The 24,865-nt window shown below is 69.1% G+C and carries 22 protein-coding genes; 16 read left to right on the top strand and 6 right to left on the bottom strand.

Annotated elements, in window-relative coordinates; genetic code table 11:
• Positions 1-361: 361 nt before the first annotated feature.
• Entirely contained in the window at positions 362-1,141 is a 780-nt protein-coding gene (locus ACZ4EG_RS32755) for an IclR family transcriptional regulator (RefSeq protein WP_467793194.1), read from the bottom strand.
• Positions 1,142-1,202: 61 nt separating this feature from the next.
• Between ACZ4EG_RS32755 and dhaM the strand changes: the two genes are divergently transcribed.
• Together dhaM and ACZ4EG_RS32745 are read left to right on the top strand one after the other, a co-directional pair.
• Positions 1,203-1,595: a dihydroxyacetone kinase phosphoryl donor subunit DhaM gene (gene dhaM, locus ACZ4EG_RS32750; protein WP_467793193.1), complete on the top strand. Its 393-nt coding sequence runs from the start codon at positions 1,203-1,205 to the stop codon at positions 1,593-1,595.
• Positions 1,579-1,878 (top strand): HPr family phosphocarrier protein, encoded by a 300-nt coding sequence (locus ACZ4EG_RS32745; protein ID WP_467793192.1) that lies wholly within the window; start codon positions 1,579-1,581, stop codon positions 1,876-1,878. Before dhaM ends, ACZ4EG_RS32745 begins: the two co-directional genes overlap by 17 nt.
• A gap of 159 nt (positions 1,879-2,037) precedes the next feature.
• Here the strand turns inward: ACZ4EG_RS32745 and ACZ4EG_RS32740 are convergent, their stop codons facing one another.
• Positions 2,038-3,273 carry an alpha/beta hydrolase gene (locus tag ACZ4EG_RS32740; protein WP_453553026.1) on the bottom strand — a complete coding sequence of 412 codons (1,236 nt, stop codon included), beginning with the start codon at positions 3,271-3,273 and terminating at the stop codon, positions 2,038-2,040.
• A 464-nt stretch (positions 3,274-3,737) separates the two neighbouring features.
• Between ACZ4EG_RS32740 and ACZ4EG_RS32735 the strand changes: the two genes are divergently transcribed.
• The 6 genes from ACZ4EG_RS32735 to ACZ4EG_RS32710 all read left to right on the top strand — a co-directional run bounded on the left by ACZ4EG_RS32735 (position 3,738) and on the right by ACZ4EG_RS32710 (position 11,697).
• Positions 3,738-5,000 carry a phenylacetate--CoA ligase family protein gene (locus ACZ4EG_RS32735; protein WP_467793191.1) on the top strand — a complete coding sequence of 421 codons (1,263 nt, stop codon included), beginning with the start codon at positions 3,738-3,740 and terminating at the stop codon, positions 4,998-5,000.
• The gene (locus ACZ4EG_RS32730; protein ID WP_467793299.1) at positions 4,997-6,322 is read left to right on the top strand and encodes an MFS transporter; all 1,326 of its coding nucleotides are present in this window, start codon (positions 4,997-4,999) and stop codon (positions 6,320-6,322) included. The genes ACZ4EG_RS32735 and ACZ4EG_RS32730 overlap by 4 nt, the downstream gene beginning before the upstream one ends.
• On the top strand, positions 6,319-7,455 hold the full coding sequence (locus tag ACZ4EG_RS32725) for a GNAT family N-acetyltransferase (RefSeq protein ID WP_467793190.1): 1,137 nt from the start codon (positions 6,319-6,321) through the stop codon (positions 7,453-7,455). Before ACZ4EG_RS32730 ends, ACZ4EG_RS32725 begins: the two co-directional genes overlap by 4 nt.
• A complete protein-coding gene (locus ACZ4EG_RS32720) occupies positions 7,452-8,618 on the top strand; it encodes a LuxE/PaaK family acyltransferase (protein ID WP_467793189.1) in 1,167 nt (388 codons plus the stop codon). Before ACZ4EG_RS32725 ends, ACZ4EG_RS32720 begins: the two co-directional genes overlap by 4 nt.
• Positions 8,615-11,128 carry an acyl-CoA reductase gene (locus ACZ4EG_RS32715; RefSeq protein WP_467793188.1) on the top strand — a complete coding sequence of 838 codons (2,514 nt, stop codon included), beginning with the start codon at positions 8,615-8,617 and terminating at the stop codon, positions 11,126-11,128. The genes ACZ4EG_RS32720 and ACZ4EG_RS32715 overlap by 4 nt, the downstream gene beginning before the upstream one ends.
• A gap of 137 nt (positions 11,129-11,265) precedes the next feature.
• Positions 11,266-11,697, top strand: a complete 432-nt coding sequence (locus tag ACZ4EG_RS32710) for a hypothetical protein (protein ID WP_467793187.1) — start codon at positions 11,266-11,268, stop codon at positions 11,695-11,697.
• Between the two features lie 4 nt (positions 11,698-11,701).
• On the opposite strand, the gene ACZ4EG_RS32705 is transcribed toward ACZ4EG_RS32710, so the two are convergent.
• On the bottom strand, positions 11,702-11,998 hold the full coding sequence (locus tag ACZ4EG_RS32705) for a hypothetical protein (protein ID WP_467793186.1): 297 nt from the start codon (positions 11,996-11,998) through the stop codon (positions 11,702-11,704).
• Between the two features lie 219 nt (positions 11,999-12,217).
• Between ACZ4EG_RS32705 and mmsA the strand changes: the two genes are divergently transcribed.
• From mmsA to ACZ4EG_RS32685, 4 genes are all read left to right on the top strand, one after another.
• Positions 12,218-13,765, top strand: a complete 1,548-nt coding sequence (gene mmsA, locus ACZ4EG_RS32700) for a multiple monosaccharide ABC transporter ATP-binding protein (protein WP_467793185.1) — start codon at positions 12,218-12,220, stop codon at positions 13,763-13,765.
• The gene (gene mmsB, locus ACZ4EG_RS32695; RefSeq protein ID WP_467793184.1) at positions 13,762-15,060 is read left to right on the top strand and encodes a multiple monosaccharide ABC transporter permease; all 1,299 of its coding nucleotides are present in this window, start codon (positions 13,762-13,764) and stop codon (positions 15,058-15,060) included. The genes mmsA and mmsB overlap by 4 nt, the downstream gene beginning before the upstream one ends.
• A 100-nt stretch (positions 15,061-15,160) precedes the next feature.
• On the top strand, positions 15,161-16,270 hold the full coding sequence (locus tag ACZ4EG_RS32690) for a substrate-binding domain-containing protein (RefSeq protein ID WP_453553044.1): 1,110 nt from the start codon (positions 15,161-15,163) through the stop codon (positions 16,268-16,270).
• A gap of 217 nt (positions 16,271-16,487) precedes the next feature.
• Positions 16,488-17,954, top strand: a complete 1,467-nt coding sequence (locus ACZ4EG_RS32685) for a cellulase family glycosylhydrolase (RefSeq protein WP_467793183.1) — start codon at positions 16,488-16,490, stop codon at positions 17,952-17,954.
• Here the strand turns inward: ACZ4EG_RS32685 and ACZ4EG_RS32680 are convergent.
• The 3 genes from ACZ4EG_RS32680 to ACZ4EG_RS32670 form a co-directional block, all read right to left on the bottom strand.
• Positions 17,918-18,439, bottom strand: coding sequence for a transglycosylase SLT domain-containing protein (locus ACZ4EG_RS32680; protein ID WP_453553048.1), 522 nt, complete (start codon positions 18,437-18,439; stop codon positions 17,918-17,920). The two genes, ACZ4EG_RS32685 and ACZ4EG_RS32680, sit on opposite strands and share 37 nt — an antisense overlap.
• A gap of 470 nt (positions 18,440-18,909) precedes the next feature.
• On the bottom strand, positions 18,910-19,902 hold the full coding sequence (locus tag ACZ4EG_RS32675) for an asparaginase (protein WP_467793182.1): 993 nt from the start codon (positions 19,900-19,902) through the stop codon (positions 18,910-18,912).
• A 69-nt stretch (positions 19,903-19,971) separates the two neighbouring features.
• Positions 19,972-21,150 (bottom strand): hypothetical protein, encoded by a 1,179-nt coding sequence (locus ACZ4EG_RS32670; RefSeq protein ID WP_467793181.1) that lies wholly within the window; start codon positions 21,148-21,150, stop codon positions 19,972-19,974.
• A 185-nt stretch (positions 21,151-21,335) separates the two neighbouring features.
• On the opposite strand from ACZ4EG_RS32670, the gene tsaA reads away from it, so the two are divergent.
• From tsaA to ACZ4EG_RS32650, 4 genes are all read left to right on the top strand, one after another.
• The gene (gene tsaA, locus ACZ4EG_RS32665; protein WP_467793180.1) at positions 21,336-21,740 is read left to right on the top strand and encodes a tRNA (N6-threonylcarbamoyladenosine(37)-N6)-methyltransferase TrmO; all 405 of its coding nucleotides are present in this window, start codon (positions 21,336-21,338) and stop codon (positions 21,738-21,740) included.
• Positions 21,741-22,158: 418 nt separating this feature from the next.
• The gene (locus ACZ4EG_RS32660) at positions 22,159-22,818 is read left to right on the top strand and encodes an NADPH-dependent FMN reductase (protein WP_467793179.1); all 660 of its coding nucleotides are present in this window, start codon (positions 22,159-22,161) and stop codon (positions 22,816-22,818) included.
• Between the two features lie 138 nt (positions 22,819-22,956).
• Entirely contained in the window at positions 22,957-23,895 is a 939-nt protein-coding gene (locus tag ACZ4EG_RS32655; RefSeq protein ID WP_467793178.1) for an NAD-dependent epimerase/dehydratase family protein, read from the top strand.
• Positions 23,892-24,842, top strand: a complete 951-nt coding sequence (locus ACZ4EG_RS32650; RefSeq protein WP_467793177.1) for an RNA polymerase sigma-70 factor — start codon at positions 23,892-23,894, stop codon at positions 24,840-24,842. Before ACZ4EG_RS32655 ends, ACZ4EG_RS32650 begins: the two co-directional genes overlap by 4 nt.
• Positions 24,843-24,865: the final 23 nt, after the last annotated feature.

Here is a 24,865-nt window from a genome sequence, read left to right as displayed (position 1 = left end):
TTTTCTTCCATGAAAGGCGCCCAGCGCCGAAGCGGCGGCTCGGGCGTCTCACCTCCTCCGCGTGGGGCGGGCTGTGAAGGGAGGTGGCCGCCAGGTGGTCGGGGTCGGGCAGCCTGGCGGCCGCTCAGGGGGAAGCCGGACAGCTTTGAGCATCCGGCGGCGGGTTGTTCACTGGCGGGTTGTTCACTATGGATGAACGTTGTTCCGGAAATTAAGGGGGCGTTTCCGGCCTGTCAAGAGGTTCGGCAGCCCCCGCGCCCGTCAACAACAGGAAGAAGGCCCCACGGCGGCGAGCCGAGGGGCCTCGATCAGGGGCGGCGTACGGGACGGAGCACGACCGCCACCCGGCGCATCCAGCTGGTCAGGTCATCGTGGTGCGTGCGGCCGCGCCACGAGGGGCACCCAGGTCACGGGAGAGGTTGCGGGCAGTCTCCCGGACGGCGACCGCAAGCTCCTGACGTGCCGATTCGGCCAGCAGCCGCTCGACGGGGCCGATGATGCCGAGAGCTCCGACCACCTCGCCGGAACGGTCGAAGACAGGAGAGGCGATGCCCGCGTCCCCGATGGCCGACTCCTGGTCCTCGACCGCATACCCGGTCCTGAGGACCTCCTTCAACTGACCCGCCAGCACCTCCGGGTCGGTGATGCTGGCGCCGGTGAGCACGGCCGGCTCGGCCGCGAGCAGCCGCTGCCGCTCGTCAGCCGGAACGAAGGCCACGATGGCCTTGCCCAGGGCACACGTGCTCCACGGAATACTGGCGCCCACCTCAAGGATCTGCACCGCGCCCTCGGGCCGGAAGGCATGGTGCACCACCAGGACGTGGTCACCGTTGAGCACGGCCACCCAGACCGCCTCGTTCGCCCGGTTCGCAAGCTGGTCCGCCCAGGTCAGCGAGCGGGTGCGCAACTCCTGCGTGTCCAGGTAGGCGTTGCCGAGCTGCACCAGGTCCGGGCCGAGCTGGTACTTCGAGCTGTGCCGGTCCTGCACCACCAGCCCCTCGGCCTCCAGCGTGCGCAGCAGCGCATGCACGGTCGGCTTGGCCACGCCCAGGCGGTCCGCCAGCTCGGTCACGCCCAGCCGGGGCCCGGTGGACGCGAGCTCACGCAGGATCTGCACCGCCCGCTGTACCGCCTGCACCATCGAAAAATTCTCCTTGATTCAGCATTGATGAACAGCGTTCCGAGATTTAAGGTAACTGTTCATGAGCGCATCTGTCGGCATCGTACTCGTGTCCCACAGCGCCGAGCTCGCCTCGGGCCTTCGCCTGCTGGTGCAGCAGATCGGCTCCGACACCGTCCCCCTCGCCACGGCCGGAGGCACCGACGACGGCCGCATCGGCACCAGCTACGACCTCGTCCTCGCCGCCATCCGCAGCGTCGACCACGGCCAGGGCGTCGTCGTCCTGCCCGACCTCGGCAGCTCCGTGCTGACCGCCCGCACCGTCCTGGAAGACCACCCCCGCCCCGACGTGCTGATCGTCGACGCCCCCTTCGTCGAAGGAGCCGTCGCAGCCGTCGTCACCGCCGCATCCGGTGCCGACCTGAAGACCGTCACCGAGGCCGCCAAGGAGGCCCGCCATGTCCACAAGCTCTGACTCCACAACCACTGGCGCCACGACCGCGTCCCAGCACGAGACGGCTGTCATCCTGCCCGCCAACCTCCATGCCCGACCCGCAGGCCAACTCGCCCGGGCCGCGGCCGCATTCACCAGTGCCATACAGCTGGAGTATGCCGACCGGACGGTCAATCCGACCGGTGTCCTCGCCGTCATGGGTCTGGGCGCCACGGTCGGCAGCACCGTGACCGTCCGCGCCGAAGGCCTCGACGCCGAACAGGCCGTTACGGCATTGGCCGAGATCCTCGCCGGCGCCGAGTAACCCGACGCCACCAACGGCAATAGACCCGCCGCCGCTTCCGACGTGCGCGTGCCCACCCCGACAGTCGACGACGCCCTCAGGACAGTCACTCTGTCCGAAGGACACCTGCGGACGCGTCGTGATCGAGTATGCAGGCCGCCGACACTCTCGCCACGGACCTCAAGGACGTCGGCCGATGGACGCGGTTCCCGGCGCTGCGCTCTTCTTGGGGTGGTGCCGGGGCACCACGTCCTGGGGGAAGGTCAGCTGCCGGCTCATCCACTGCAGGGTGCCGGGCATCTCCCGTACCCAGGTCGGGAAGTTGTGACTGCCCTGGTCGGGTTGGATCGACGCGACGCGCATGGGTGCCTTGACGGCCTTGATGAAGGCCAGCGTCTGCGGGTAACCCCGCTCGCCGTGTTTGCTCTCGGCGACCAGGACGGAGACCTGCGGTGCGGGCAGGTGCTTCAGCCGCCACATCAGATCGTGCTCGTTGACCCGGTTGACGCGACCCGGCCCACTGCCGAAGAGGTTGCCGGTCGTGGGGTCGTCCTTGACCTTGTAGTCGGGCGACAGGGCGCCGGCCGTTGTGTACACACCAGGATTGCGCATCGTCAGCTGCAGGGCGCAACTGCCGCCGGACGAATAGCCCATGACACCCCAGGCACTGGCGTCGTGGCCCACCCGGTAGGCGGACTTCAGTGCCTCCGGGAGGTCCCTGGCCAGGAAGGTCTCGGTCTGCGGTCCACCCGGCACATCGACGCACTCCGTATCACGCGGCGGAGCGATCGTCGGCCGGATCATCACCATGATCGTCGGCTGCATCCGGCCGCTCTTCTGCAGCTCCCCGGCGGTCTGTGACACCCGCAGGTGCTCGGCGAGATTGAAGATGCTGCCGGGGTAACCGCTGAGCGTCACGATCACCGGGAAGCGCTGCCTGGCGTACGCCTTCTGAAAGTACTGCGGTGGCAGGTAGACGAACGCGGGGTCGACCACGCCCGTGCGGCGGCCGATGACCTTCACGGAATCCACCCGGCCGTTCACCGCGGCAGGACCGGTGGGCAGTCCGCTGACCCGGTTCAACTGCTCGCTGGTGGCGGGCTGCACCAGCGCCCCCTTCGCCGTGGGGCCGTTCCCCGTGCCGTGGCCGATGGACGCCTGCGTCACGCCGACGGGTGCCGTCTCGGTGTCGCCGAAGAGCTCGCCCCACGATCCGAAGAACTGGTACGACGAGTTCAGCCAGCAGGCGAAGGCCGCGATGATCACCGTCTGAGTCACTCCGATGGCCGCCAGCCGTCCAAGCACGTGCCGCAGCCCGCGGCCGGCAAGCTGTGGCCACAGCCAGACCAGCAGAGCCACACAGACGACGGCCACGGCCGCCGTGACGTACACGGTCGCTTCGCTGGTCAAACCCATGCCACTCGATCCCTGGTGTTCTTGCCTGTGCTGTTTCCTTCACCCAGAAGGAGGGCTACAGACACGTCCACGTTCCTCAACGAGGGCAAAGCTCTGCGGTTCCACACGGAAGCCCTATTGCCCGTCAAACCCCCTGAGGGAGTGGAGCGGTGACAGAGACCCATGTCGCGCCGGTCCTCGGCGCTCTCAGGTGACGTCTGCGCTCAGTAGCAGCCGAACCGAAAACGGGCCGGCATGTGACCACGATCTCCGTTTCGCCGGGAACCGAAATCGGCAATGTCCCGTCCGCAGCTCCGAAGCTCTTCACCTGAATGGCGAGTTGGCAAGCGGCGTCCGAATAGTGAGATACGCTGGCGCCACATCGGCTGATGAAATGGTTCTCCGAACTGCCGGAGCGGACCCATCCGCCGCACCCCGTCGTGCCTTTTCGCATGCCGGCGATTCACATCTTCAAGCAGGAATTGATGCCCGTTCAACCATTGGCGGAGCTCATACGCTTCGCACGCCACAACTCGCCGTTCTACCAGCACCTTTACTCGCGCCTCCCCGACGATGTGGCGCACCTCACGGATCTTCCGATAGTGCCCCAGGCGGATTTCTGGCGGGCCAACTCGCCCCGTGACAACAGGCTGCTGACGGCTCCCCTGCACGAGGCGGTCGTATTCCGCAGCGGCGGCACCACGGGGTCCCCCAAGTTCTCCTACTACACTCGCACGGAATGGCGGGAATTCACCGCCGCATTCGGGGCCGGACTCGTCAACGCGGGCCTTCGACAGGGCCACCGAGTGGCCGACCTGTTCTACGCGGGTGACCTCTACGCGAGTTTCAGCTTCGTCCTCGACTCACTGCACCGCTCCCCCGTGGCCAACGTGCGTCTGCCTCTGGGCGGCGCGGCGCCCTGGGAATCCATCGTGACCACGCTGGAGGAGTTCCGCGTTCAGGTGGTCGCCTCGACGCCGACCACACTGTGCTCGCTCGCCGAGCGCCTCACCGCCGCCGGCCTGACGCTGCCCGACGTGGAACTGCTCTTCTTCGGCGGAGAGTGTCTCTTCGGCGACCAGCTTCCGCTCCTGAGGGCCGCGTTCCCGAACGCCGAGCCCCGCTCGCTCGGCTATGCCAGCGTGGACGCGGGCCTGCTCGGCGAGGCCGTGCCCGGCGGCGACCCCCGGGTCCACCGCGCGTTCGCCCCGTACACCATCGTCGAGCTCGTCGACGACGACACCGAGCTGCCCGTCGAGAGGGCCGGGGTGCCGGGGCGGCTCGTCGTCACCGATCTGCGCCGGCGGTTGATGCCCGTACTGCGCTATCCGGCCGGCGACCGGGCGGAGTGGGTGGACCCCGACGCCGGAGTCTTCCGCATCCTCGGCCGTGCCGAGGAGGGAGTTCGGGTCGGTCCCGTCTCCCTCCACACCGAGGATGTCCACGCCATCGTGCGCGCCGCCGACACGGACGGCGAGGTGACCGGTCTGCAGCTCGTGGTACGCCGCCGCGACGGCCGGGACGGTCTCGTACTGCGGCTGGCGACCGGCGAACCCAAGGACACACACGGCGCGTTGGGGGCTGCCGTCGCCGCGGCCGTGCTCGCGCAACGCCCGGCCTACGGGGATGCGACCGCGGCGGGGCACGTCAATCCGCTCACCGTCGAATGGGTGCGGCACCGCGATCTCGCCGTCAACTCCCGTTCCGGCAAGCTGGTGCGCGTCGTCGACGAGCGGCCGTGCGCATGAACGCGGCCGAGCCACGCGGCAGGCGTCTGCCGCTCGTGCTGCGCAACTCGTCCTTCGGCAGGGTCTGGACCGCTCAGCTCCTCACCCAGGCCGCCGGCCGGATGTTCCAGGTCGGCGCGGTCTGGTGGCTCGTCGGCTTCGCCGCCGACGGCGATCAACGCGGTCTGGAATCAGGTCTGTTCCTCACGGTGAGCACCCTTCCCGCCGTCGCGCTCGCCCCCGTCGTCGCCCGCGTCGTCGCCCGCCACCCGCACCGCACGGTGCTGGCCGGCGCTGCGGCCGTCGCGGGCACTGTCGCCGCGGCGGCCGCACTCGCGGCGTACACCGGGGAACTGCCCATGGCCGCGGTGTACGCGGTGGGTCTGGCGCTGGCTTCCTGTCAGGCGCTGTTCGACCCGTGTCTGACCACATCGGTGCCCGAACTGGTCGAGGACGCCGACATCGAGGCGGCCACCGGATTCGAGCTGTCCACCCAGTCGATGGCCGGGCTCGGCGGTGGTCTGCTGGGACCGCTCGCGGTCGACGCGGGTGGCCTCGCGGGAGTCGTGGCCACCTGCGGCCTTGCCCATCTGCTCGCCGCGGTGCTGGTCGTCTCGGCCCGCTTCGCGAATGCCGGGACGACCAACGACGGCCCCGGGAGCACACGCGTCGGCCCCGGCGCGGCGCACGGCACGGCGCCCGCGCGCCGAACGCTGCGCCAGGTCCTGGCCGGTCTCCCCTTCATTCGCCGGGTGCTGGTCTGCTTCGCCGCCGCCAACCTGTTCACCACCGCCGTCTACGTCGTCATGCCCCTCTACACGCGCGGGGTGCTGCACTCCTCCGGCTCGACCGTCGCCGCGCTGGAGGCGGCGCTCGGCGCGGGCACGCTCGTCGGGTCCTTCACCGGGGCCCGTGTCCCCGGACGGCCGACGACCGTCGGCAGCGTCTGCCTGGCCGTGATGGCCATGGCGCTGTGCCTGCCGGGCCTGGTCGCCACGCACACGGTGGCCCTCGGCTCGATGACCGTCGCGGGCTGGTGCGTCGGTGTGATCGGTGTCCGGTTCGTCGGGCTGTTCCAGCGGCTCGTTCCCGCCGCCGACAAGCCGGGCTTCTTCGCCGTCATGCAGGCGCTGCTCGGCGCCACGTTCCCCGTGTCCTCTTTCGTCTTCGGCGCGCTCGGCGACCATCTGACGGCTCGTACGCTCTGCCTCGCTCAGGGCGCCGGTCTGCTCCCCGTCGCGGCAGCCCTGTGGTGGCTCGGCAGCCGGACGGGACCCGACGGACGGCGCACGTCCCCCGGCATCGCGGCAGCGCACCCGGCCCCGATGGGAGAGGCGCCGTGAGCGCGACCATCGCCGCAGCCGGGGTCCGGGACATCGCGGAACTGCGGCAGCTGTACTTCGACGTGTACGGGCACGGCTACCCGGTGCCGCTGGGCAGCGACCCGGTCGTGATGCGCCGACTGCTCACCGACGGCACCGCCCACTGGCTCACCGCCCGCACGCCCGGCGGGGACATCGTCGGGTCGGCCGTCGTGCAGACCGACCCGGGCAGCCGTATCGGCAAACTGGTCGGACTCGCCGTACACCCTGGCCACCGGGGCGGCGGACTGGCCTCACGGCTCACCGGCGCGGTCTGCGACGCGGCGTTCGCCGCCGGCCTGCTCGACTCGGTGTTCGCCACCGTGCGCGTCGTCACCGAGGGCCCGCAGCACGTCGTCGTGCGCAACGGATTCCGGCCGCTGGGCCTGCTGCCCAATGCGGTCGAGGTCGATGGCTGCGAGAGTCTCGCGCTCTTCGCCCGGTACGCCGACGGCGTGTTGCAGCGACGGGCCCTCGTGGAGCACGTACCCGAACCTCTGGCGGGGCTGCTGGCAGCCGCGTCCACCGGTATCGGCATCGACTGCGCCGGCACGGGTCGCGTTCCTGTGCGGGGCGGGTCGCGTACGGCGGCCGGTTCCGGGCCGATCGAGGTGATCGCCGCCCCGGCGTTCGTACGCCGACGTTTCCTGGAACGCTTCCCCCACCCCGGCGACCGCTTCTTCCCTCTGCACACCCCCAACACGGTCCTGGTCGCCGCCGACGGCGGATTCGAGGCGTACGCCGATCTCGACCCGGTGGCGGGCAGCTGCGCCCTGGTCGCCGTCCATCCGCGTGCGTCCGCGCTGACCGGCGCGCTGGAGGCGCTGATGACCGCGGTCACCCAGGCGGGCGCGGACTACGTAGAAACCCTCCTGCCCTTGGCCGACACCGAGGCCCTGGAGATCTTCCTCGCCTCCGGATTCGTACCGAGTGCGGTCTACCCGGCGATGCGCCGCGTCCAGGACCGCCTCCACGACTATGTGGTGCTCTCCCGCACCAGCCGTCAGATCGACTTCCGGAGGGCGGCCGTCAGCCCGCTGCTCCAGCCCTACCTCAGCGCCTATCTCAGCGCCTGGGCCTCCACCTATCTGCCCCTTCACGAGGTGTCCCGATGAACCCCCATCTCGCTCCCGTCGAGGTCCCCGACCCGGTGGCGCTCGGCCAGGTGCAGCGGCTGTGCGACCTGCCCGAGCCGTACGCCACCGGCGCCCACGCCGACGAACTGTTCGCCGCCGCCATGGCCGAGTCCAACGCCTGGCACGCCGAGCGCTCCCCGTTCTTCGCCGCCCTCCTCCAGGACCCCCCGGAGACGCCCGCGCCCACCGTCGGACTCGGCGTGCGCACGCCGCTGGTGCCCGCCGCCTTCTTCAAGCGCCACGAGGTGCTCTCTGTCCCCCGTGACGAGGTGTTCCTGCATCTGACCTCTTCGGGAACGACGGGCCAGAAGTCCCAGATGTTCTTCGACCGGTGGACGATCCGGTCGGCTCAGCGCATGGTGGCCCGGATCTTCGATCACTACGGCTGGATCACCCCCGATCGACCGGTCAACTACCTGCTCTACAGCTACGAGCCCGCACCGTCGCTGAAGCTGGGCACGTCGTTCACCGACAACTACCTGTGCGACTTCGCCCCCGCACGGCACACCACACACGCACTGCGGCACACCGGATCCGGGCACGAGTTCGACGTGCACGGCTGCATCGCGGCGCTCCAGCGCTACGCCGAGGACGACATCCCGGTCCGCATCCTCGGCTTTCCGGCCTTCCTCCACTTCACCCTGGAGCGGATGAGGGCGATGGGGCTGCCGCCGCTGCGGCTGCCCGAGGGATCGCTGGTGGTCCTCGGCGGCGGCTGGAAGGGCCACGCGGACCGCCAAATCGGCAAGGACGACTTCCGTGCCGAAGTCACCGAACGCCTCGGCATCCCGGGCGGGCGGATCCGCGACACCTTCGGTTCCGTGGAGCACTGCGTGCCGTACGTCGAGTGCGCACACCACCGCCTGCACGTACCCGTGTGGTCCCGCGCGGCGGTCCGCGACCCGGCCACGCTGCGCCCCCTGCCGTACGGGGAACGCGGCTTCCTGCACCTGGTCAGCCCGTACATCACCTCGGTTCCGGCGCACAGCGTCGTGATGGGCGACGTCGCCTCGCTGCATCCGGGCGAGGAATGCCCCTGCCCGCTGTCCACCGACTGGTTCACCGTGCACGGCCGTGCCGGGGTGAGCCGCAACCGCAGCTGCGCGGTCGCCGCCGCCGAGCTGATGAAGGGAAAGTCATGACCACTATCTCCACACTCCACCTCTGGCAGGGCGAGTTCGTCGACGACGCCGAGGCCGCCCGGCGGATGGACGGGCTGTCCGAGTCGGCCGGGCGCATCCTGGCGCGCCCGCTGCCCACGGAGGTCGTGCTCGATGCCTGCGCCGCAGTCGGCGAAGAACTGGGCGACCCGGGCTCCGCCCTGTACCGCCGCCTCGCCGGGCAACTGCCCGCCGACGAGGTCACGGCCACCCTCGCCGAGCTGGCGACCGCCCTCATCCGGCAGGCGCTGGAACGCAAACTGCGCCGGGAACTGGGCGGCCCGCGCCCGGAACGGCTGACCCGGCCGGACGCCCGCGAGACGGTCTACGAAGCCTGGGCACCCGTCGGCCTGCTGGTACACATCGCCCCCGGCAATGCGGCCTCCGTGGCCCCGCTGAGCGTCGTCGAGGGCCTGCTGGCCGGAAACCTCAACATCCTCAAGACGAGCACCTCCGACACGGCGCTCGCCCTCGACCTGCTCGCTGCCCTCGGCGCCGCCGACCCGACCGGGCTGATCTCCGAGCGGGTCATCGCCCTGCGCTTCCCGTCGTCACGCCGGGAGTGGCTCACGACCCTGTGCGACCAGGCCGACGCGATCGCGGTCTGGGGCGGCGACGACGCCGTGAGCGCGGTGCGCGAACTCGCGCCCCCGGGCTGCCGGGTCGTCGCATGGGGCCACCGGATCTCCTTCGCCTATCTGACCCGGGACGCGGCGCACGACGACGCTCTGCTCGACGCACTGGCAGCGGACGTCTGCCGCCTCGAACAGCAGGCCTGCTCCAGCCCGCAAGTGGTGTATCTCGACACCGAGGACACCGACGAGGCCTTCGCCTTCGCGGGCCGCTTCGCCGAGCGGCTCGCGAAGGTCTCCGCGGCCCTGCCCGCACCGCCGCCCGGCCCGGCCGAGCAGGCGGAGATCACCACCGTGCAGCGGCTCGCCGAGCTCGAACAACACCTCGGTCTCACCCGTGTGTTCGCCGCCGAGGACGGTACCTGGCGCGTGCTGGCGGACGCCCGCCCCGCGCTCGACGCCTCTCCCCTGCACCGCAGCGTCCGGGTGAAACCCCTGCCCCGGCACCGGATCACCACGGTGCTGCGGCCGATGCGCCGCTATCTGCAGACCGCCGCGATCGGTGGCGACCGGGCGGACGTGGCCGCACTGTCGCGTGCGATGTTCGCCGCCGGCGTCACCCGGGTCACTCCGGTCGGTGCCATGCTGGAGGGCTACGACGGTGAGCCCCACGACGGTGTCTACGCCCTGCAGCGCTACAGCCGCCGGGTGAGCCTGCGCGCGCCGGGCACGGACTTCGGCACCGTGGCATGCCTGGACGACCTGGTCGAACCCCCGGTTCTGCCCGCGGCGCCCAGCGGGCCGTTGCTCGGCAAGGAGGAAGTGCAGCGCACGCTCGCCTCGCTGGAGTCGCGTCACGCGCACCTGTACTTCCGCAGCGGCGGCTCCACGGGGGCGCCGGCGCTGTCCGTGTTCACCTGCGACGACTACGACAACCAGATGCGCGCCGCGGCCGACGGACTGATCGCTGCGGGCTTCGACCCGGCCAGCGACCGGGCGGCCAACCTGTTCTACTGCGGCGGGATGTACGGCAGTTTCATCAGCTTCTTCTCCATCCTGGAGCGGCTGAACGCCACCCAGCTCCCCATCGCGGCGGGGCCGGACCACGCCGCGGTCGCGGAGGCGCTGGTCGCCCACCGGGCCGACACCCTCTTCGGCATGCCGTCCTACCTGTGGCAGCTGTTCCACGCCGAGGGCGACCGGCTGCGTGCCTACGGCGGCATCCGGACGGTGTTCTACGGCGGTGAGCACTTCACCACCGAGCAACGCCGCGTGCTGACACGGGAGTTCGGCGTCGAGGTGATCCGGTCCGCCGCCTACGGCAGTACCGATCTGGGCCCGCTGGGCTACCAGTGCGCCACCTGCGACGGCTCGGTCCACCATGTGCTGACCGACCTGCACACGCTGGAGATCCTCGATCCGGACACCGACCGGCCGGTTCCGCCGGGCGAGCCGGGACGCCTGGTGTTCACCTCCCGCGCACGCGCGGGACAGCGACTGGAGCGCTATGAGATCGGCGACCTGGGACGCGCCGTGGACGGTCCCTGCGGCTGCGGCAGCCACGTGCCCCGGCTCGAACTCCTCGGACGTTACGGCGACGTCGTACGCATCGGCACGTACTTCGTCAATTACCGGCGCATTCTGCGAGCGGCCCAGGAACGCCTCGCCTACCCCGGCGAGGTCCAGCTCCTCGCCGAATCCGGCGCCGACCGGGAACGGCTGACCGTCCGGCTCGACGAGCAGTACGCGGACGACCCCGAGGCGGCGAGGGAGGCTCTGGTGGCCGAGGTGCCCGAACTGGCCTCGGCACTGGCGGAGGACCTCCTGGCCTTCACCGTCCAGACCGTACCCACGGAGACGTTCGAGCGCACGCCCACCAGCGGGAAACTGCGCACGGTCATCGACCTGCGGTCGGCGTAGCCGGCGAGGCGCTGGGCGGCCATACATCGCACGAGGCGTGATGGTGGCCGCCCTCCTCATCTGGTCAGCCAGTCCGAACGGACACCTATGGCCTGTCGGGCCGATCATGGACGCAGGCGGTCAGGCATGATGCCTCAGTGAGCATCATCGTCGAGTTCTTCGTGGCGCCGGATGACGCGTCTGCGGCTTTGGCTCTTCAGACAGGGCCAGGACGTGCCGAGTCGCTCTCCTTCGGCAACTTCGATCCCGAAGGGTCTGTGGTCGAGTGGGAGTGCCTTCTTGCAGGCGGCAGCTTCGAGGAACTCGTCGAAGCCGGCGAGCCTCGTATCGTCGCCGACCAGGACAATGACGGGTGCGTCGTCTTCGCGATCTCGCCTCGCCCGGCTGCCGCACTCGCCGATGCCGAGCGGTCCAAGTTGCGGGATGTCGCCGTCTCGTGGGCCGCGCAGCGCGCGGAGGACGGCGAGGTCATCGACACGGAGATCGCCGAAGTGATCCTGAGCGATCTGGCCGCTCTCGTCATCAGTGCCCGACGCCAGGGCCAGAATGTCTACGGCTGGGTCGCGTAGGCGCTCACGTTCGGAGCCAGATCGCGGCAGACGCCGCGGTAGCGGTGCCGAGGAAAACGTAGCCGCGCTTGTCGACCGCCGCCTGTGCGTTGGAGAAGCCGCAGCCGTTCTCCCACACGATGACGGCACCCGCCGTCTTCAGGCCCTCGAACTTGTCGGCCTCGTCGGCCCAGGCACGCCAAGCGGCCCGGTACGCGGCGTCGTCCTCGAACGCCTCGGCCTGTGGCTCGCGCGCCATCAGCTCGTCGTCGGCCTCGGTATAGGGGTCGTAGCCGCACAGGCAGGAGGACGTTGCCGTCACGTCTCGACTCAGGCCAGGGCGCAGGCCATGTATTGACACCGGCTCCTCGGCCTGAAAGCCTCCATGCGGGAAATCTGACAACGTTGTCCCCAGACTGGTGACAACGTTGTCAAGACCGCGCTGCTCTGCCCCGGAGCACCCCGAAGCTGCCGGCGGGCCGAACGAAGGAGTTCTGATGAGTCAAGGCCGTGGCGGGCTCCGCACCGCGGAGTCCTGCTCATGACCCAGGCACCGCCCTTGCTGGAGATGCGGGGGATCACCAAGACGTTCCCCGGTGTGAAGGCGCTCGCCGACGTCAACCTGGTCGTGCGGGAGGGCGAGATCCATGCGCTCTGCGGGGAGAACGGCGCCGGCAAGTCCACGCTGATGAAGGTGCTGAGCGGCGTGCACCCGTACGGCAGCTACACCGGCGAGATCCGCTACCGGGGTAGCGAGGTCCGCTTCCAGGACATCCGGGCCAGTGAGCAGGCCGGCATTGCGATCATCCACCAGGAGCTGGCGCTGGTGCCCGGCATGTCGATCACCGAGAACATCTTCCTCGGCAACGAGCCGCGCAGACGCGGTGCGATCGACTGGAAGGCCGCTCAGCGCCGGGCGCTGGAGCTGATGGAGCGTGTCGGGCTCCAGGAGGACCCCGACACGCTGATCAAGGACATCGGCGTCGGCAAGCAGCAACTCGTGGAAATCGCCAAGGCGTTCGCGAAGGACGTGCGACTGCTCATCCTCGACGAGCCGACCGCCGCTCTCAACGAGACCGACTCCCAGCACCTGCTCGATCTGCTGCGCGGCTTCCGGGAGCGGGGCATCACCTCGATCATCATCTCGCACAAGCTGAACGAGATCGAGGCGGTCGCCGACACCATCACGATCCTGCGCGACGGCCGCACCATCGAGAGCCTCGACGTCAAGGCCGACGGCGTCGACGAGGACCGTATCGTGCGCGGGATGGTCGGCCGTGAGCTCAGCAGCCGGTTCCCCGACCACGTGCCCGGTATCGGTGAGGTGTTCTTCGAGGTCCGCGACTGGACCGTGCGGCACCCGAGTTCGGACGACCGGCTCGTGTGCAAGGCTTCGTCCTTCAACGTCCGGCGCGGCGAGATCGTCGGCTTCGCCGGCCTGATGGGTGCGGGTCGTACCGAGCTCGCGATGAGCCTGTTCGGCCGTTCGTACGGCACTTACCTGTCCGGCCGGGTCTTCAAGAACGGCAAGGAGATCCAGCTGAAGTCGGTGGCGTCCGCCATCCGGCACGGCCTCGCCTATGTCAGTGAGGACCGCAAGTCGATCGGGCTCAATCTGCTGGACGACATCAAGACCTCGATGGTGTCCGCCAAGCTGTCGAAGATCGCCAGGCGCGGGGTCATCGATCCGGTGCGCGAACATCGCATCGCCGAGGAGTACCGCGGGAGTCTGAGGATCAAGACCCCGAGCATCGACGAAGGTGTCGTGAAGCTCTCCGGCGGCAACCAGCAGAAGGTCGTCCTGGCGAAGTGGATGTTCACCGATCCGGACCTGCTCATTCTCGACGAGCCGACACGCGGCATCGACGTCGGGGCCAAGTACGAGATCTACGGGATCATCCAGCGGCTCGTCGGCCAGGGAAAGGGCGTCGTCGTCATCTCCTCGGAGCTGCCGGAGCTCATCGGTCTGTGCGACCGCATCTACACGGTGTTCGAAGGCACCATCACCGGCGAGGTGGACCGCCGTGATGCCGACCCGGAACTCCTGATGAAGCAGATGACCGCTACGAAGAAGAGCCCAACCTCATGAGCCGAATCAAAGAGCTGCAGAAGAACCTCTTCGGAGGCACGACCTCCAACGCCCGCCAGTTCGGGATGATCTTCACTCTCGTGGCGATCGTCCTGCTGTTCCAGATCTGGACCGGAGGCCTGACCCTGACCTCCGGCAACCTCATCGCGGTGGTCAGCCAGTACTCCTACATCCTGATCCTGGCCATCGGCATGCTGATGGTGATCGTCGCCGGGCACATCGACCTCTCGGTCGGCTCCGTTGCGGCATTCACCGGCATCGTCGTCGCCAAGGCGATGCAGGAGCACTCGCTGCCGTGGCCGGTGGGCATCCTGCTCGGCCTGCTCGTCGGCGCGCTGATCGGCGCGTGGCAGGGGTTCTGGGTCGCGTACGTGGGAGTGCCGGCGTTCATCGTGACCCTGGCCGGGATGATGCTGTTCCGCGGCGGCAACCAGTACATCGGCAACGCCGACACGGTGCCGGTGCCCGCCGGGTTCCGCAAGATCGGTGCCGGCTTCCTGCCCGAGGTCGGACCGGACACCGGATACAACAACCTGACGCTGCTGCTCGGTCTGGCCGCCTGCGCCGGCATGGTGTGGCGCGAGTGGAGGGCGCGTCAGACCCGGCGTGAGATGAAGGCGGACGTCGCGCCGCTGTGGATCACGGTGGTCCGCCTGGTCGTGATGCTGGGTGTCATCGTCTTCGCCACGCTGCGCTTCGCCGGCGGCCGCATCGGCACCAGCCTGCCGATCTCCGGCATCATCCTGATCGTCCTGGTGCTCGCCTACTCGTACTACACCCGCAACACCATCGGCGGACGGCACATCTACGCCGTGGGCGGCAACGCCCGTGCGGCCGAGCTGTCGGGCGTGAAGCTCAAGCGGGTCAACTTCCTCGTCATGATGAACATGTCCGTCCTGGCCGCCCTGGCCGGCATGATCTTCGTGGCACGGTCCGCGGCTTCCGGCCCGCAGGACGGTCTGAGCTGGGAACTCGACGCCATCGCGGCCGTCTTCATCGGCGGCGCGGCGGTCTCCGGCGGCCTCGGTACGATCAGCGGCTCGATCGTCGGTGGTCTCGTCATGGCCCTGCTCAACAACGGTCTGCAACTGGAGGGCGTCGGCTCCGACATGGTCCAGATCATCAAGGGCCTGGTCCTCCTCCTCGCCGTCGCGTTCGACGTGTACAGCAAGCGTCAGGGACGTTTCTCGATCATTGGATCGCTCATGGGTCCGTTCCGGAAGGAGGAGCCGGCCACCCCGGTCGAACCACCGGCTCCGAGCTCCGATCCGGACAAGGCTCCGGTCGCCGGCTGACCGTCAGGCCACCACCGAAGGCGCCGGACACCACGGCGCCCGACCTCCGCACCACTGCAAGCTCGACCTCCGCACCACTGTAAGAAGGGCTCATCTCACCATGCGCAGAATCATCACCAGAGGCATCGCCGCGGCCGGCGCCGTCGCGTTGCTCGCCCTGGGCACGGCATGCTCCAACGAGCGTGAGGGCTCCGGCAGCTCCGGCGGCAATCACGCCAAGGGCTTCGCGCAGGACTCCCTCATCGGTGTCGCGCTTCCGGCCAAGACGTCGGAGAACTGGGTGCTCGCCGGTGACCTGTTCACCGACGGCCTCAAGAAGGCGGGCTTCAAGACCGACGTACAGTACGCGGGCGCCTCGACCACCGTCGCCGATCAGCAGTCGCAGATCTCCTCCATGGTCACCAAGGGCGCGAAGGTGATCGTCATCGGAGCGACCGACGCCTCGCAGCTCGCCACTCAGGTCGCGCAGGCCAAGCAGGCCGGAGCGACCGTCATCGCCTATGACCGGCTCATCACCAACACCCCCGACGTCGACTACTACGTCGCGTTCGACAACTTCAAGGTCGGTCAGTTGCAGGGACAGGCCCTCGTCGACGGCATGAAGGCGAAGAAGCCGAAGGGGCCGTGGACGATCGAGATGTTCTCCGGGTCGCCGGACGACAACAACTCCAAGGTCTTCTTCGATGGTGCGATGAGCGTGCTCAAGCCCTACATCGACAAGGGCGACATCGTTGTCGGCTCGGGGCAGAAGGGCATCAAGCAGACCGCCATCCAGGGCTGGAAGGCCGAGAACGCGCAGCAGCGCATGGACTCGCTGCTGACCTCGACCTACAACGGCGGCAAGAAGCTCGACGGCGTTCTGTCGCCGAACGACACCCTCGCCCGCGCGATCATCACCTCGGTGAAGGGCGCGGGCAAGCCGGTCCCGGTCGTCACGGGTCAGGACTCCGAGGTCGAGTCGGTCAAGTCGATCATGGCCGGTGAGCAGTACTCGACCATCAACAAGGACACCCGCAAGCTCGTCGCCGAGACCGTCGGCATGGTCGAGTCCCTGCAGAAGGGCGACAAGCCGAAGATCAACGACACCAAGTCGTACAACAACGGCACCAAGGTCGTCCCGGCCTACCTCCTCCCGCCGGTCATCGTGACCAAGGAGAACGCGGCCGAGGCCTACGCCGGCGACCCCAAGTTGGCTCCCCTCACCAAGTAGAGGCGGGGCGAACACCCGCACGCGCCCCGGAGGACGAATCCGGGGCGCGGTGTCGCATGCCCCTCCTCCCCCTTCCCCCGGAAACCGACCGAGGCCGCCCGAGCCTCACATCGTCCGGTTTCTGCCTTTGTCGACCGCCGGCCAATCCGGTTCGCTCGCTGCGGAGTTGAGTACGTCCGCATTCGGCGCGACGTCGCGCCATGAGCCGGAGGTGTTGATGCGCAGGTACGCGGTCGCCGCCATGGCTGCCCTGGCACTGCTTGCGGCCGTGCTGCTTCCCGGCCCCGCGCACGCGGGTTCCGTCGAGCCGACGCCCGCGACCAGGCTGACCGATGACCGGGGAAGAGTGCTCACCCTGCGGGGCTGGAACGTCGGGGACAAGGCACACCGCGGTGCCGACGCGCTGTCCGCGATCACCGAGCGGCACTTCCGCGACATGGCGGCGCAGGGCTTCGACTTCGCCCGGCTGCTGGTGTTCTGGGACGACCTCGAACCGGAACCCGGCCGCTACAGCCGACAGTACCTGGGCAAGATCGAGCAGATTCTGGACTGGGCCCACCAGTACCGGATCCATGTGGTGATCGATGCCCACCAAGACGTGTTCGGGCCCCGTTTCGGACATCGCGGAATCCCCGAGTGGGCGACGCGCACGGACGGCCTGCCGTTCACACCGCACCCGGACGACTGGTTCTCCGAGTACTTCGAGCCGGCGGTGCAGGCCGCGTTCCAGCACCTCTACCAAGACGCCAACCTGAGGAGGGCGCAGGCCCGTATGTGGCGGTTGCTTGCCGAACGGTTCGGCGGGCACCCTGCGGTTCTCGGCTACGACCTGATCAACGAGCCGATGGGTCGCAGCAACGCGGGCGAGGACCTGCCGACCGCCGCGAGGCGCATCGAGTCACGACAACTCACCCCGATGTACAACCGCATCGCCGACGCCGTCCGGCAGGTCGACACGGACGGCTGGCTGTTCGTGGAGCCGACGCCGATCGTGGGCGAGGGCGTGCCGACAGGTCTGGGCCGGATCGACGACCCGAAGGTGGTGTACGCCCCTCACCTGTACAACGCGGCCATGGAGGCGGGCGGGGACTACGACCCGGACAGTGGCTGGCTGGAGGCGTACGAGACCGCCGTGGTCGACTATCCGCACGAGCACGGTATCCCGGTCGTCGTCGGTGAGTGGGGGCCGTTGAACGGCGACCTGCCCCACATGGGCCGCTTCTATGACGAGGCCCTGGCGTCCATGGACCGCTACAGCGGCGGCTGGGCAGGTTGGGAGTGGTGTTACGGCGGGGGGTACTGCGCGATGGACGTGAACGGCCGGCTGCGCCCCAACAAGGAGCGAACCGTACGTCCGTACGCCCGTGCTGTTGCGGGCGAGGTCCACGTCGACAGCTACAGCCCGGCCACACACACCTACCGGCTCAGCTACGAACCACAGCGCGGCAGCACGACCGAACTGTCCCTGCCCTCAGCTCCGATGGGCCGGCGGGTCGTGGTCATCGGCCCGGCGACTGCCCGGCCCGCCGTCGTGCCGGCGGGCAAGGCCGCGACGGTCCGGGTCACCGCGCGGGCTGCCGAGGAAAGTTGCGTGACGGTGGTTGTCACACCCACGCGGACTTCGTCGTCGTCCGAGCGTGGGCCGGGTCAGTACGCAGAGTTGACGTTGTCGATGGAACCGTAGCGCTGAGCGGCGTAGTTGGCGGCGGCGGTGATGTTCGCCACCGGGTCGGTGACGCTCTGAGCGGTGCCGGCGACGTGGTAGGCGTTGAAGGTGGGCTGGATCACCTGCAGGAGGCCCTTGGACGGGGTGCCGTTCTGCGCGTTGACGTCCCAGTCGTTCTGGGCGTTGGGGTTGCCGCCGGACTCACGCATGATGTTGCGGTGCAGGCCGTCGTAGCTGCCGGGGATGCCCTTCTCCTTCATGATGGCCAGCGACTGCTTGATCCAGTTGTCGAGGTTCCCCGCGGTGCCGGTGGTGCCCTTGGGATCGGTGTTGCTGTCGCGAGAGGGAGCCGTGACGCTGTGGGCGGCCTGCGGTGCTTCGGCGGCCTGCGCGGAGGCCGGCATCAGCGTGAGAGCGGCGGCCGCGGCGCCGGTGGTGGCGAGGCCGGTCAGGGCGAGGGTGCGCAGGCGGGCAAAGCGGCGGGGGGCGGTGATCGCGGTCATGAGAAGGGACTCTCCTGTAGGACGTCTTAGAGGCGCCGGCCGGTATCGGTCGCGGCCTGTAGGGCGTCGGGGCGAGGGCCCCGTGCTGCCGTGCAAGCGTTGGCCGGCCCGGCGGTGTACATCCGGTCCGTCCCGCTGCTTGCGGCGACGACAGACATGGTTAGCGGCGGGCGGAAGCGGGCGCAAGAATGTGACGTACTACCCGACTAAGGAGAAATGTCCCGAAATTGGCCATTCTGGCGGCTTTAGATCCTGCTCATGGCGGGGCGACTCTACGATGCCGGGTAGGACGTGATCTGGGTCCTATGGGTGGCATCACGCTCCAGGCGCTCCTCCGGCACTCTCCAGGCCCCTGACCGGGCCGGCCCGAGAGCAGCGACGACGTCACGCTGCGTCGGCGCCCACCGTCAGCGCGTGTCCGTTGGTGAAGTTCGCCGTCAGCGTGCCGACCTTCGCGGGGAAGCCGTTGTTCAGCCGTGCTCGGCGAAGGCTGCGGTGATTGCCTCGCGATCGGCCCCGCCGGCCAGCATGAGCCGGAGGAGGATCCGGGCCTTGTACGGGTCGAGAAGGCCGCCGTTGATGAGGCCGCGGCGTTGCAGGTCGGTCTCCGAGCCGATGGCGCCATAGGTGTGCCGCAGAACGGATCCGCTGCCGGTGCGGGAGGTGAGCACGACGGGCATGCGTTCGGCCAGAGTTCCCAGGAGATCGGCGAGTTTGCTCGGAACATGCCCGACACCGAAGCCGGCGATGACCAGTCCATGGCATGCCCCGGCGATGGCGGTGAGGATGTCCGCGTCCTCATCGAGGGTGACGGTGTGCAGCGCGACCCGAGTCTTGTCCAGCGCTTCAGGCCGCGCGTACGGCGCGCAGCGGCGTGCGGGGGCCATGAGTACTCGGGCATGGCCTTCGATGACATGACCGATCGGGCCGGTGTTGGGCGAGGCGAAGGTGGCGGTGCTGGTGCTGTGGGTTTTGCGCACCCAGCGGGCCGCGTGGATCTCGTCGTTGAAGACGACCAGTGCTCCCAGGCCCTGGCTCGCGGGAGAGACGGCGGTTCGGGCGGCGGCGAGCAGGTTCGCTGGACCGTCATGTCCCGCAAGTGTCGGGTTGCGCATGGCCCCGGTCAGCACGAATGGCTTGGCGTGCGGCCAGACCAGGTCGATGAGGAACGCGGTCTCTTCCAAAGTGTCGGTCCCCTGGGTGACCACCACCCCGCAGGCCCCGGCCCGGACCGCCTGCGACGCGGATTCCACCAGGGTCAGGACATGAGCGAACGTCAGATTCGCACTGGGGACTGACTCGATGTCGTGGATGTCCAGGGGCGTTCCGAGCTGGTCGAGCCCGGGCACGGCCGCGGCGAGGTCGGCTCCGTTCAACCGGCTGACCACCGGTCCGCCTTCGACGCCCGGGGTGTGGCCAGTCATCGATATCGTGCCGCCGAGCGTGAACAGTGCGACGCCCATACCCCTGTGCCTTCCGCTCGCATGCGGGCAACGGCTGATTCCTGCCCTCGGCAGCCTATCGGGAGAGGATCACGCTTGCCGATCTTGTGACAAAGCGTCAGGCACTGCAGCTCCGGGGGCTGTGCCGGTGTCACGGTCACCGGCCAGCCGTAGTGTCACAAGGGCCGCGATCCCGGCCGTGATGCCGAAGGTGAGAGCGGCCGGGACGCCGACGCCGAGCTTTGAGAACACATACACGGGCCCCCACACGGCGGCGGTGTCGTCCATCGCCATGTGCAGCACTTGGCTTGCCAGCAGACCCAGCACGGTTGCGCACACCGCGCCCACCGCCATCGCCGGCACCGTAATTCGGGTGAGCAGGCCGGGCAGCAGCCGCAGCGCCCACCATACCACGGCCAGCATGACCACGTCGGCGACCCGGTACAGCAGCCAGTCGCCGAGCGGCGTCGTCGCCGGGCCCGTCCAGCCGCCGAGCAGCAGCCACTCACGCAGCAGGTCGCCGGGCTCGGACCACAACCCTGCGCCGCCGAACGAGGTCTGGATCCAGGCCGCCACCGATTGGTACGAAAGGACCACCAGCGACACCGCGATCACACCGGTCCCCACACTCGCGGCCAGTCGGGCGGCGCGCGGCGGCACACTGCGACGGGGCATCGGCTCCGCACCCCTGGCGGCCATACTCGCCACAAGCACCGTGAGCGGGGCGGTCAACAGCGATACGAACACCACGACCGGCCCGCTCGACGCGATCACACCCGCAAGCTGCGGCAGGAACCGATAGCTGCCGTGCCCCCGGGACGCGATCAGCCACGGCGCGGAGACCGTCACGGCCAGCGTTCCGGCCACCGGGCCCCAGGCCCACAGCGCGAGCAGCGTGGCCGGCGTACGGCCCTGCGTCGGCGGAATCCTGTGGACCAGGAGCAGCGCGCCGGCCAGGAAGAACACGAAGACGGCCACGAATCTGATCTGCATCGCGGTGCTGTACAGACCGGCGTACCGGGTGCCGCCGCTCAAGGCCGTGCCCCCGCCCGTGCCCGCGTCCACAGGCCCGTCGGACAGCAGCGTCATCGGGGGGTCGTACGACCAGGGCGCAAGCCATCGCCGGAGTTCGCTCGCGGACTGCACATCGAACACGCGCGTGCTGCCGCGCAGTTGCAGTGCCAGATCACTCGCCCCCGCCCACCACAGCAACAGCGTGATGAGCAGGCCGCCGACCAGTGCCGGTATCAGCGCGCGCCGATATGCCATGTGCCGTCCCCCGCCTTGGCCCTGAATCCGTGGATGTTTCGACGAGCCGAACAACCGAAGCGTAGCGAGGGCCGTTCGCCGTCTGTCCGCCAGGATGAGGTCCCGACAACACGCGGGCGGGCAGGCGCACCACCGGCACAACTCGCCGTCCCGCACAGAGAACGCAGAGATGGAAGAGGGACCCCTTGACCGCATACCTGTTGCGCCCGATCGGTCACGTCGAGTCGCCGCTCAAGGACCGGGCGGCCGCACCGCGCCAAGCCGATGAGGGAGCACCCGACGCCTGGCTCGTCCTGGGCGACGAGTACGCCGCCGCCGTGGACGGCCTCGCCCCGGGCACCGACGTACTGCTGCTCACCTGGCTCGACCGTGCCGACCGCGACACGCTCGCCGTCCGCCCGCGCGGCGACACCAACCGCCCGATCACCGGCGTCTTCGCCACCCGCTCACCCGACCGTCCCAACCCGATCGGCCTGCACACCGTCCACATCCTGTCCATTGCCGGCCCACGCATCCACGTCCGCAACCTCGAGGCTCTCGACGGGACCCCGGTCCTGGACATCAAGCCGGTTCTCACCCCCGATCGCTGACCCATCGTCCCGCCGGCTCGAACCGGACCCGATTACGAGCACGCTGCTCATCAGCGCGTGTCCTGGGCCGCCGACGGGTGCCGCCGTGCACACGTACCTCTTCGTCGATGGCCTCGACGTGGTGGCGCGGAGGCCCGCTTCCGGCTGGAGCGGTACCTGGGCGAGGTCGAGCGAGCATACGCGGCTTTGAAGGGCGCGTAGAACCGCCTGGCGTCCGCGATCCACGGTCCCCGTGGGAAGCCTGCGATTGGGAAATTCAGAACCGGGACCGACCAGCACGGATGCGCGACAGATGCCGGTGCTCCGGCGCTCTCGAGCCGGCGCCGGGGCTGTCGGTCGCACAGCGGCCGTCTCGGAACCACACTAGTCAGTGGGGCGCCCCGTTGGACGCGTGTGACTACGAGGGAAGGACAGACCCATGACCATGGACACGTCCCCCGGCCCCCTGCGGGTCCTGGTCTTCGGCGCGGCGTTGCGGGCCGATTCGGCCAACGCCCGCCTCGCCTCCCTCGTGGCCCGGCTCATCGCCGACACCGGTGCCACCGACGACCTCGCCACCATGCGCGACTTCGACATGCCCTTGTACGACGGTGACGTGGAAGCCACCGAAGGGCTGCCGCCCGGCGCCCTCGCCCTGCGCGACCGGCTCGAACAGAGCGACGCCGTCGTCATCTCCTCGCCGGAGTACAACGCCTCCCTGCCGGGAGTGCTGAAGAACGCGATCGACTGGGTCTCGCGTGTCCGGCCGCAGCCGTTCAAGACCAAGCAGGCGATGCTCGTCTCCGCCTCGCCGTCCCTGGTCGGCGGGAACCGCGGGCTGTGGGCCCTGAGGATTCCCCTGGAACACCTGGGCACCCGCGTCTACCCGGACATGTTCAGCCTGGCCGACAGCTACCAGGCCTTCGCCGAGGACGGAACGCTGGCCGACCCGGGGCTGCAGCAGCGTCTCAGCGAGACCGTGTCGGGATTCCTCAGCCTCGTCGAAGCGGACGTGCGCTATGTCTGCCTGGAACGCCGGTGGTACGAATTCCTGGGAGACCGCACCGAGGCAGCCATCACCCAACGGGCAGAGGCCTGACGCCGGGACACCACGAGGCGCTGCGACAGCTTCCCGAATTACGCAGTTGCTCCGACGCCCTGCCAAGTCTCTCCCCTCCCATGTCACAGATCGCCGGGCTGTCTTGTCTCAGGTAGCGAAGGCAGACGCTTACGGCTGATGGTCATGCGGGTGTTCGTGGCGGGCGGGAGCGGAGTTCTGGGGCGGCGGTTGGTGCCGCAACTCCTGGCCCGCGGCCACCAGGTGACGGCTACGACCACGAGCGCGGCGAAGCTGGGAGAGCTGGCGCAGCTGGGCGCGGACGGTGTGGTGATGGACGGCTTGGATGCGGCGTCGGTCGGTGAGGCGGTGGCCAAGGCCCGGCCGGAGGTGATCGTGCACCAGATGACCGCGATCTCCATGGCGCACGCCGGCAAGCCCGATATCAAGCATCCGGACCGGTGGTTCGCCGCGACCAACCGGTTGCGCACCGAGGGTACGGATCACCTGATGGCGGCGGCCGAGGCGACGGGTGTGTCCCATGTCGTCGCGCAGGGCTACGCCTCGTGGAACGGGATCCGCGAGGGCGGCTGGGTGAAGACCGAGCAGGACCCGCTGGACCTGCTTGAGGGAACTGCGGCGCATGTGGGGTTGAAGGCGTTGCTTCATGTCGAGGACGTGGTCCTCAAGGCCGGCGGTGCGGTCCTGCGGTACGGCGCCTTTTACGGCCCGGGGGCCATCGACGACCAGGTCGAGCTGGTGCGCAAGCGGCAGTACCCGCTCGTGGGGCGCGGCACCGGCTACAGCTCGTGGGTGCATCTCGATGACGCGGCGAGCGCCACTGTTCTGGCCGTGGAGCAGAAGGCGAGGGGGGTGTTCAACATCGTCGACGACGAACCGGCTCCGGCGAGCGAGTGGCTGCCCCACCTGGCGGCGTGCGCGGGGGCGAAGCGGCCGATGCGGGTCCCGGTCTGGCTGGCCCGGCTGCTGGCTGGGGATCAGGCGGTGGTGATGATGACCGAAGGGCGCGGGTTCTCCAACTCCAAGGCCAAGCACGAACTGGGCTGGCAACTGCACTACCCCTCCTGGCGCCAGGGTTTCCAGGCAGAGCTGGCGTGAACCGGGCCGAGGAGTTCCAGGAGCTGCGGCCCCTGTTGTTCTCGATCGCCTACCGAATTCTGGGCAGCGTGAGCGAGGCGGAAGACGCCGTGCAGGAAGCCTGGTTGCGCTACGAGGCTTCCCCGACGCCCCCCATCTCTGCCAAAGCGTACCTGTCCGCCGTGGTCACCCGAATCTCGATCAACACGCTGCGCTCGGCACGCGTCCGACGCGAAGAATACGTCGGGCCGTGGTTCCCCGAGCCGCTGCTGACCGACCCCTACGAGGACCCCGAGCGGTCGGCCCAGCTCGCCGACTCGGTGTCGATGGCGGCCCTGCTCCTGCTCGAACGGCTCACCCCGCTCGAACGCGCGGTGTTCGTGCTGCGGGAGGTGTTCGAGTTCGGCTTCCCGGACATCGCCTCGGCGGTGGGCCGCTCGGAGGCGGCCTGCCGTCAGCTGGTGGTGCGGGCGCGCCGTCACATGAACGCAGGGCGGCCCCGGTTCGAGGCCGACCGGCGCGAGCGTGACGAACTCGCGCTGCGGTTCTTCGACGCCTTCGCGAAAGGGGATGTCGAGGCGCTGCGGGAATGGCTCGCCGCCGACGTGCGGATGGTCGCGGACAGCGGTGGCAAGGCCCCGCAGTGGGCCAGGGGCTTCTACGGCGTCGACCATGTGTCCCGGGTACTCGCCACGCTCCTGCCACCGTTCGTGCGGATCGGCGGCGTGGTGGAACCACACCAGGTGAACGGCCAGCCCGGCGCGATCTTCCGCGACCGGGACGGCAAGGTCCTCAACACCTGGACGCTGGACATCCTCGACGGGCGGATCCAGACGTTCCGCACGGTCAGCAACCCCGACAAGCTCGGGCACGTGGGCCCCGTGGCGGATGCCTGGGCGGTCCTGCGCGAAACACAGCGGGCACGCATCCCGGACACCACACAGCCAACTCACTTACGTATCACATGACATCCGTGCAAAATCATGGGAGC

This window comes from Streptomyces sp. NPDC025638 (assembly GCF_055558775.1).
Note: the sequence above shows the minus strand (reverse complement) of the source record. Positions and strands in the feature narration are given on the sequence as shown.

Coding starts and splice junctions, on each gene's coding strand:
- mmsB (WP_467793184.1), top strand. CDS start 13,762: ATGAGCCGAATCAAAGAGCTGCAGAAGAACCTCTTCGGAGGCACGACC.
- ACZ4EG_RS32730 (WP_467793299.1), top strand. CDS start 4,997: ATGAACGCGGCCGAGCCACGCGGCAGGCGTCTGCCGCTCGTGCTGCGC.
- ACZ4EG_RS32655 (WP_467793178.1), top strand. CDS start 22,957: ATGGTCATGCGGGTGTTCGTGGCGGGCGGGAGCGGAGTTCTGGGGCGG.
- mmsA (WP_467793185.1), top strand. CDS start 12,218: ATGACCCAGGCACCGCCCTTGCTGGAGATGCGGGGGATCACCAAGACG.
- ACZ4EG_RS32680 (WP_453553048.1), bottom strand. CDS start 18,439: ATGACCGCGATCACCGCCCCCCGCCGCTTTGCCCGCCTGCGCACCCTC.
- ACZ4EG_RS32685 (WP_467793183.1), top strand. CDS start 16,488: ATGCGCAGGTACGCGGTCGCCGCCATGGCTGCCCTGGCACTGCTTGCG.
- dhaM (WP_467793193.1), top strand. CDS start 1,203: ATGAGCGCATCTGTCGGCATCGTACTCGTGTCCCACAGCGCCGAGCTC.
- ACZ4EG_RS32670 (WP_467793181.1), bottom strand. CDS start 21,150: ATGGCATATCGGCGCGCGCTGATACCGGCACTGGTCGGCGGCCTGCTC.
- ACZ4EG_RS32660 (WP_467793179.1), top strand. CDS start 22,159: ATGACCATGGACACGTCCCCCGGCCCCCTGCGGGTCCTGGTCTTCGGC.
- ACZ4EG_RS32735 (WP_467793191.1), top strand. CDS start 3,738: ATGCCCGTTCAACCATTGGCGGAGCTCATACGCTTCGCACGCCACAAC.
- ACZ4EG_RS32715 (WP_467793188.1), top strand. CDS start 8,615: ATGACCACTATCTCCACACTCCACCTCTGGCAGGGCGAGTTCGTCGAC.
- ACZ4EG_RS32720 (WP_467793189.1), top strand. CDS start 7,452: ATGAACCCCCATCTCGCTCCCGTCGAGGTCCCCGACCCGGTGGCGCTC.
- ACZ4EG_RS32745 (WP_467793192.1), top strand. CDS start 1,579: ATGTCCACAAGCTCTGACTCCACAACCACTGGCGCCACGACCGCGTCC.
- ACZ4EG_RS32675 (WP_467793182.1), bottom strand. CDS start 19,902: ATGGGCGTCGCACTGTTCACGCTCGGCGGCACGATATCGATGACTGGC.
- ACZ4EG_RS32755 (WP_467793194.1), bottom strand. CDS start 1,141: ATGGTGCAGGCGGTACAGCGGGCGGTGCAGATCCTGCGTGAGCTCGCG.
- ACZ4EG_RS32740 (WP_453553026.1), bottom strand. CDS start 3,273: ATGGGTTTGACCAGCGAAGCGACCGTGTACGTCACGGCGGCCGTGGCC.
- ACZ4EG_RS32690 (WP_453553044.1), top strand. CDS start 15,161: ATGCGCAGAATCATCACCAGAGGCATCGCCGCGGCCGGCGCCGTCGCG.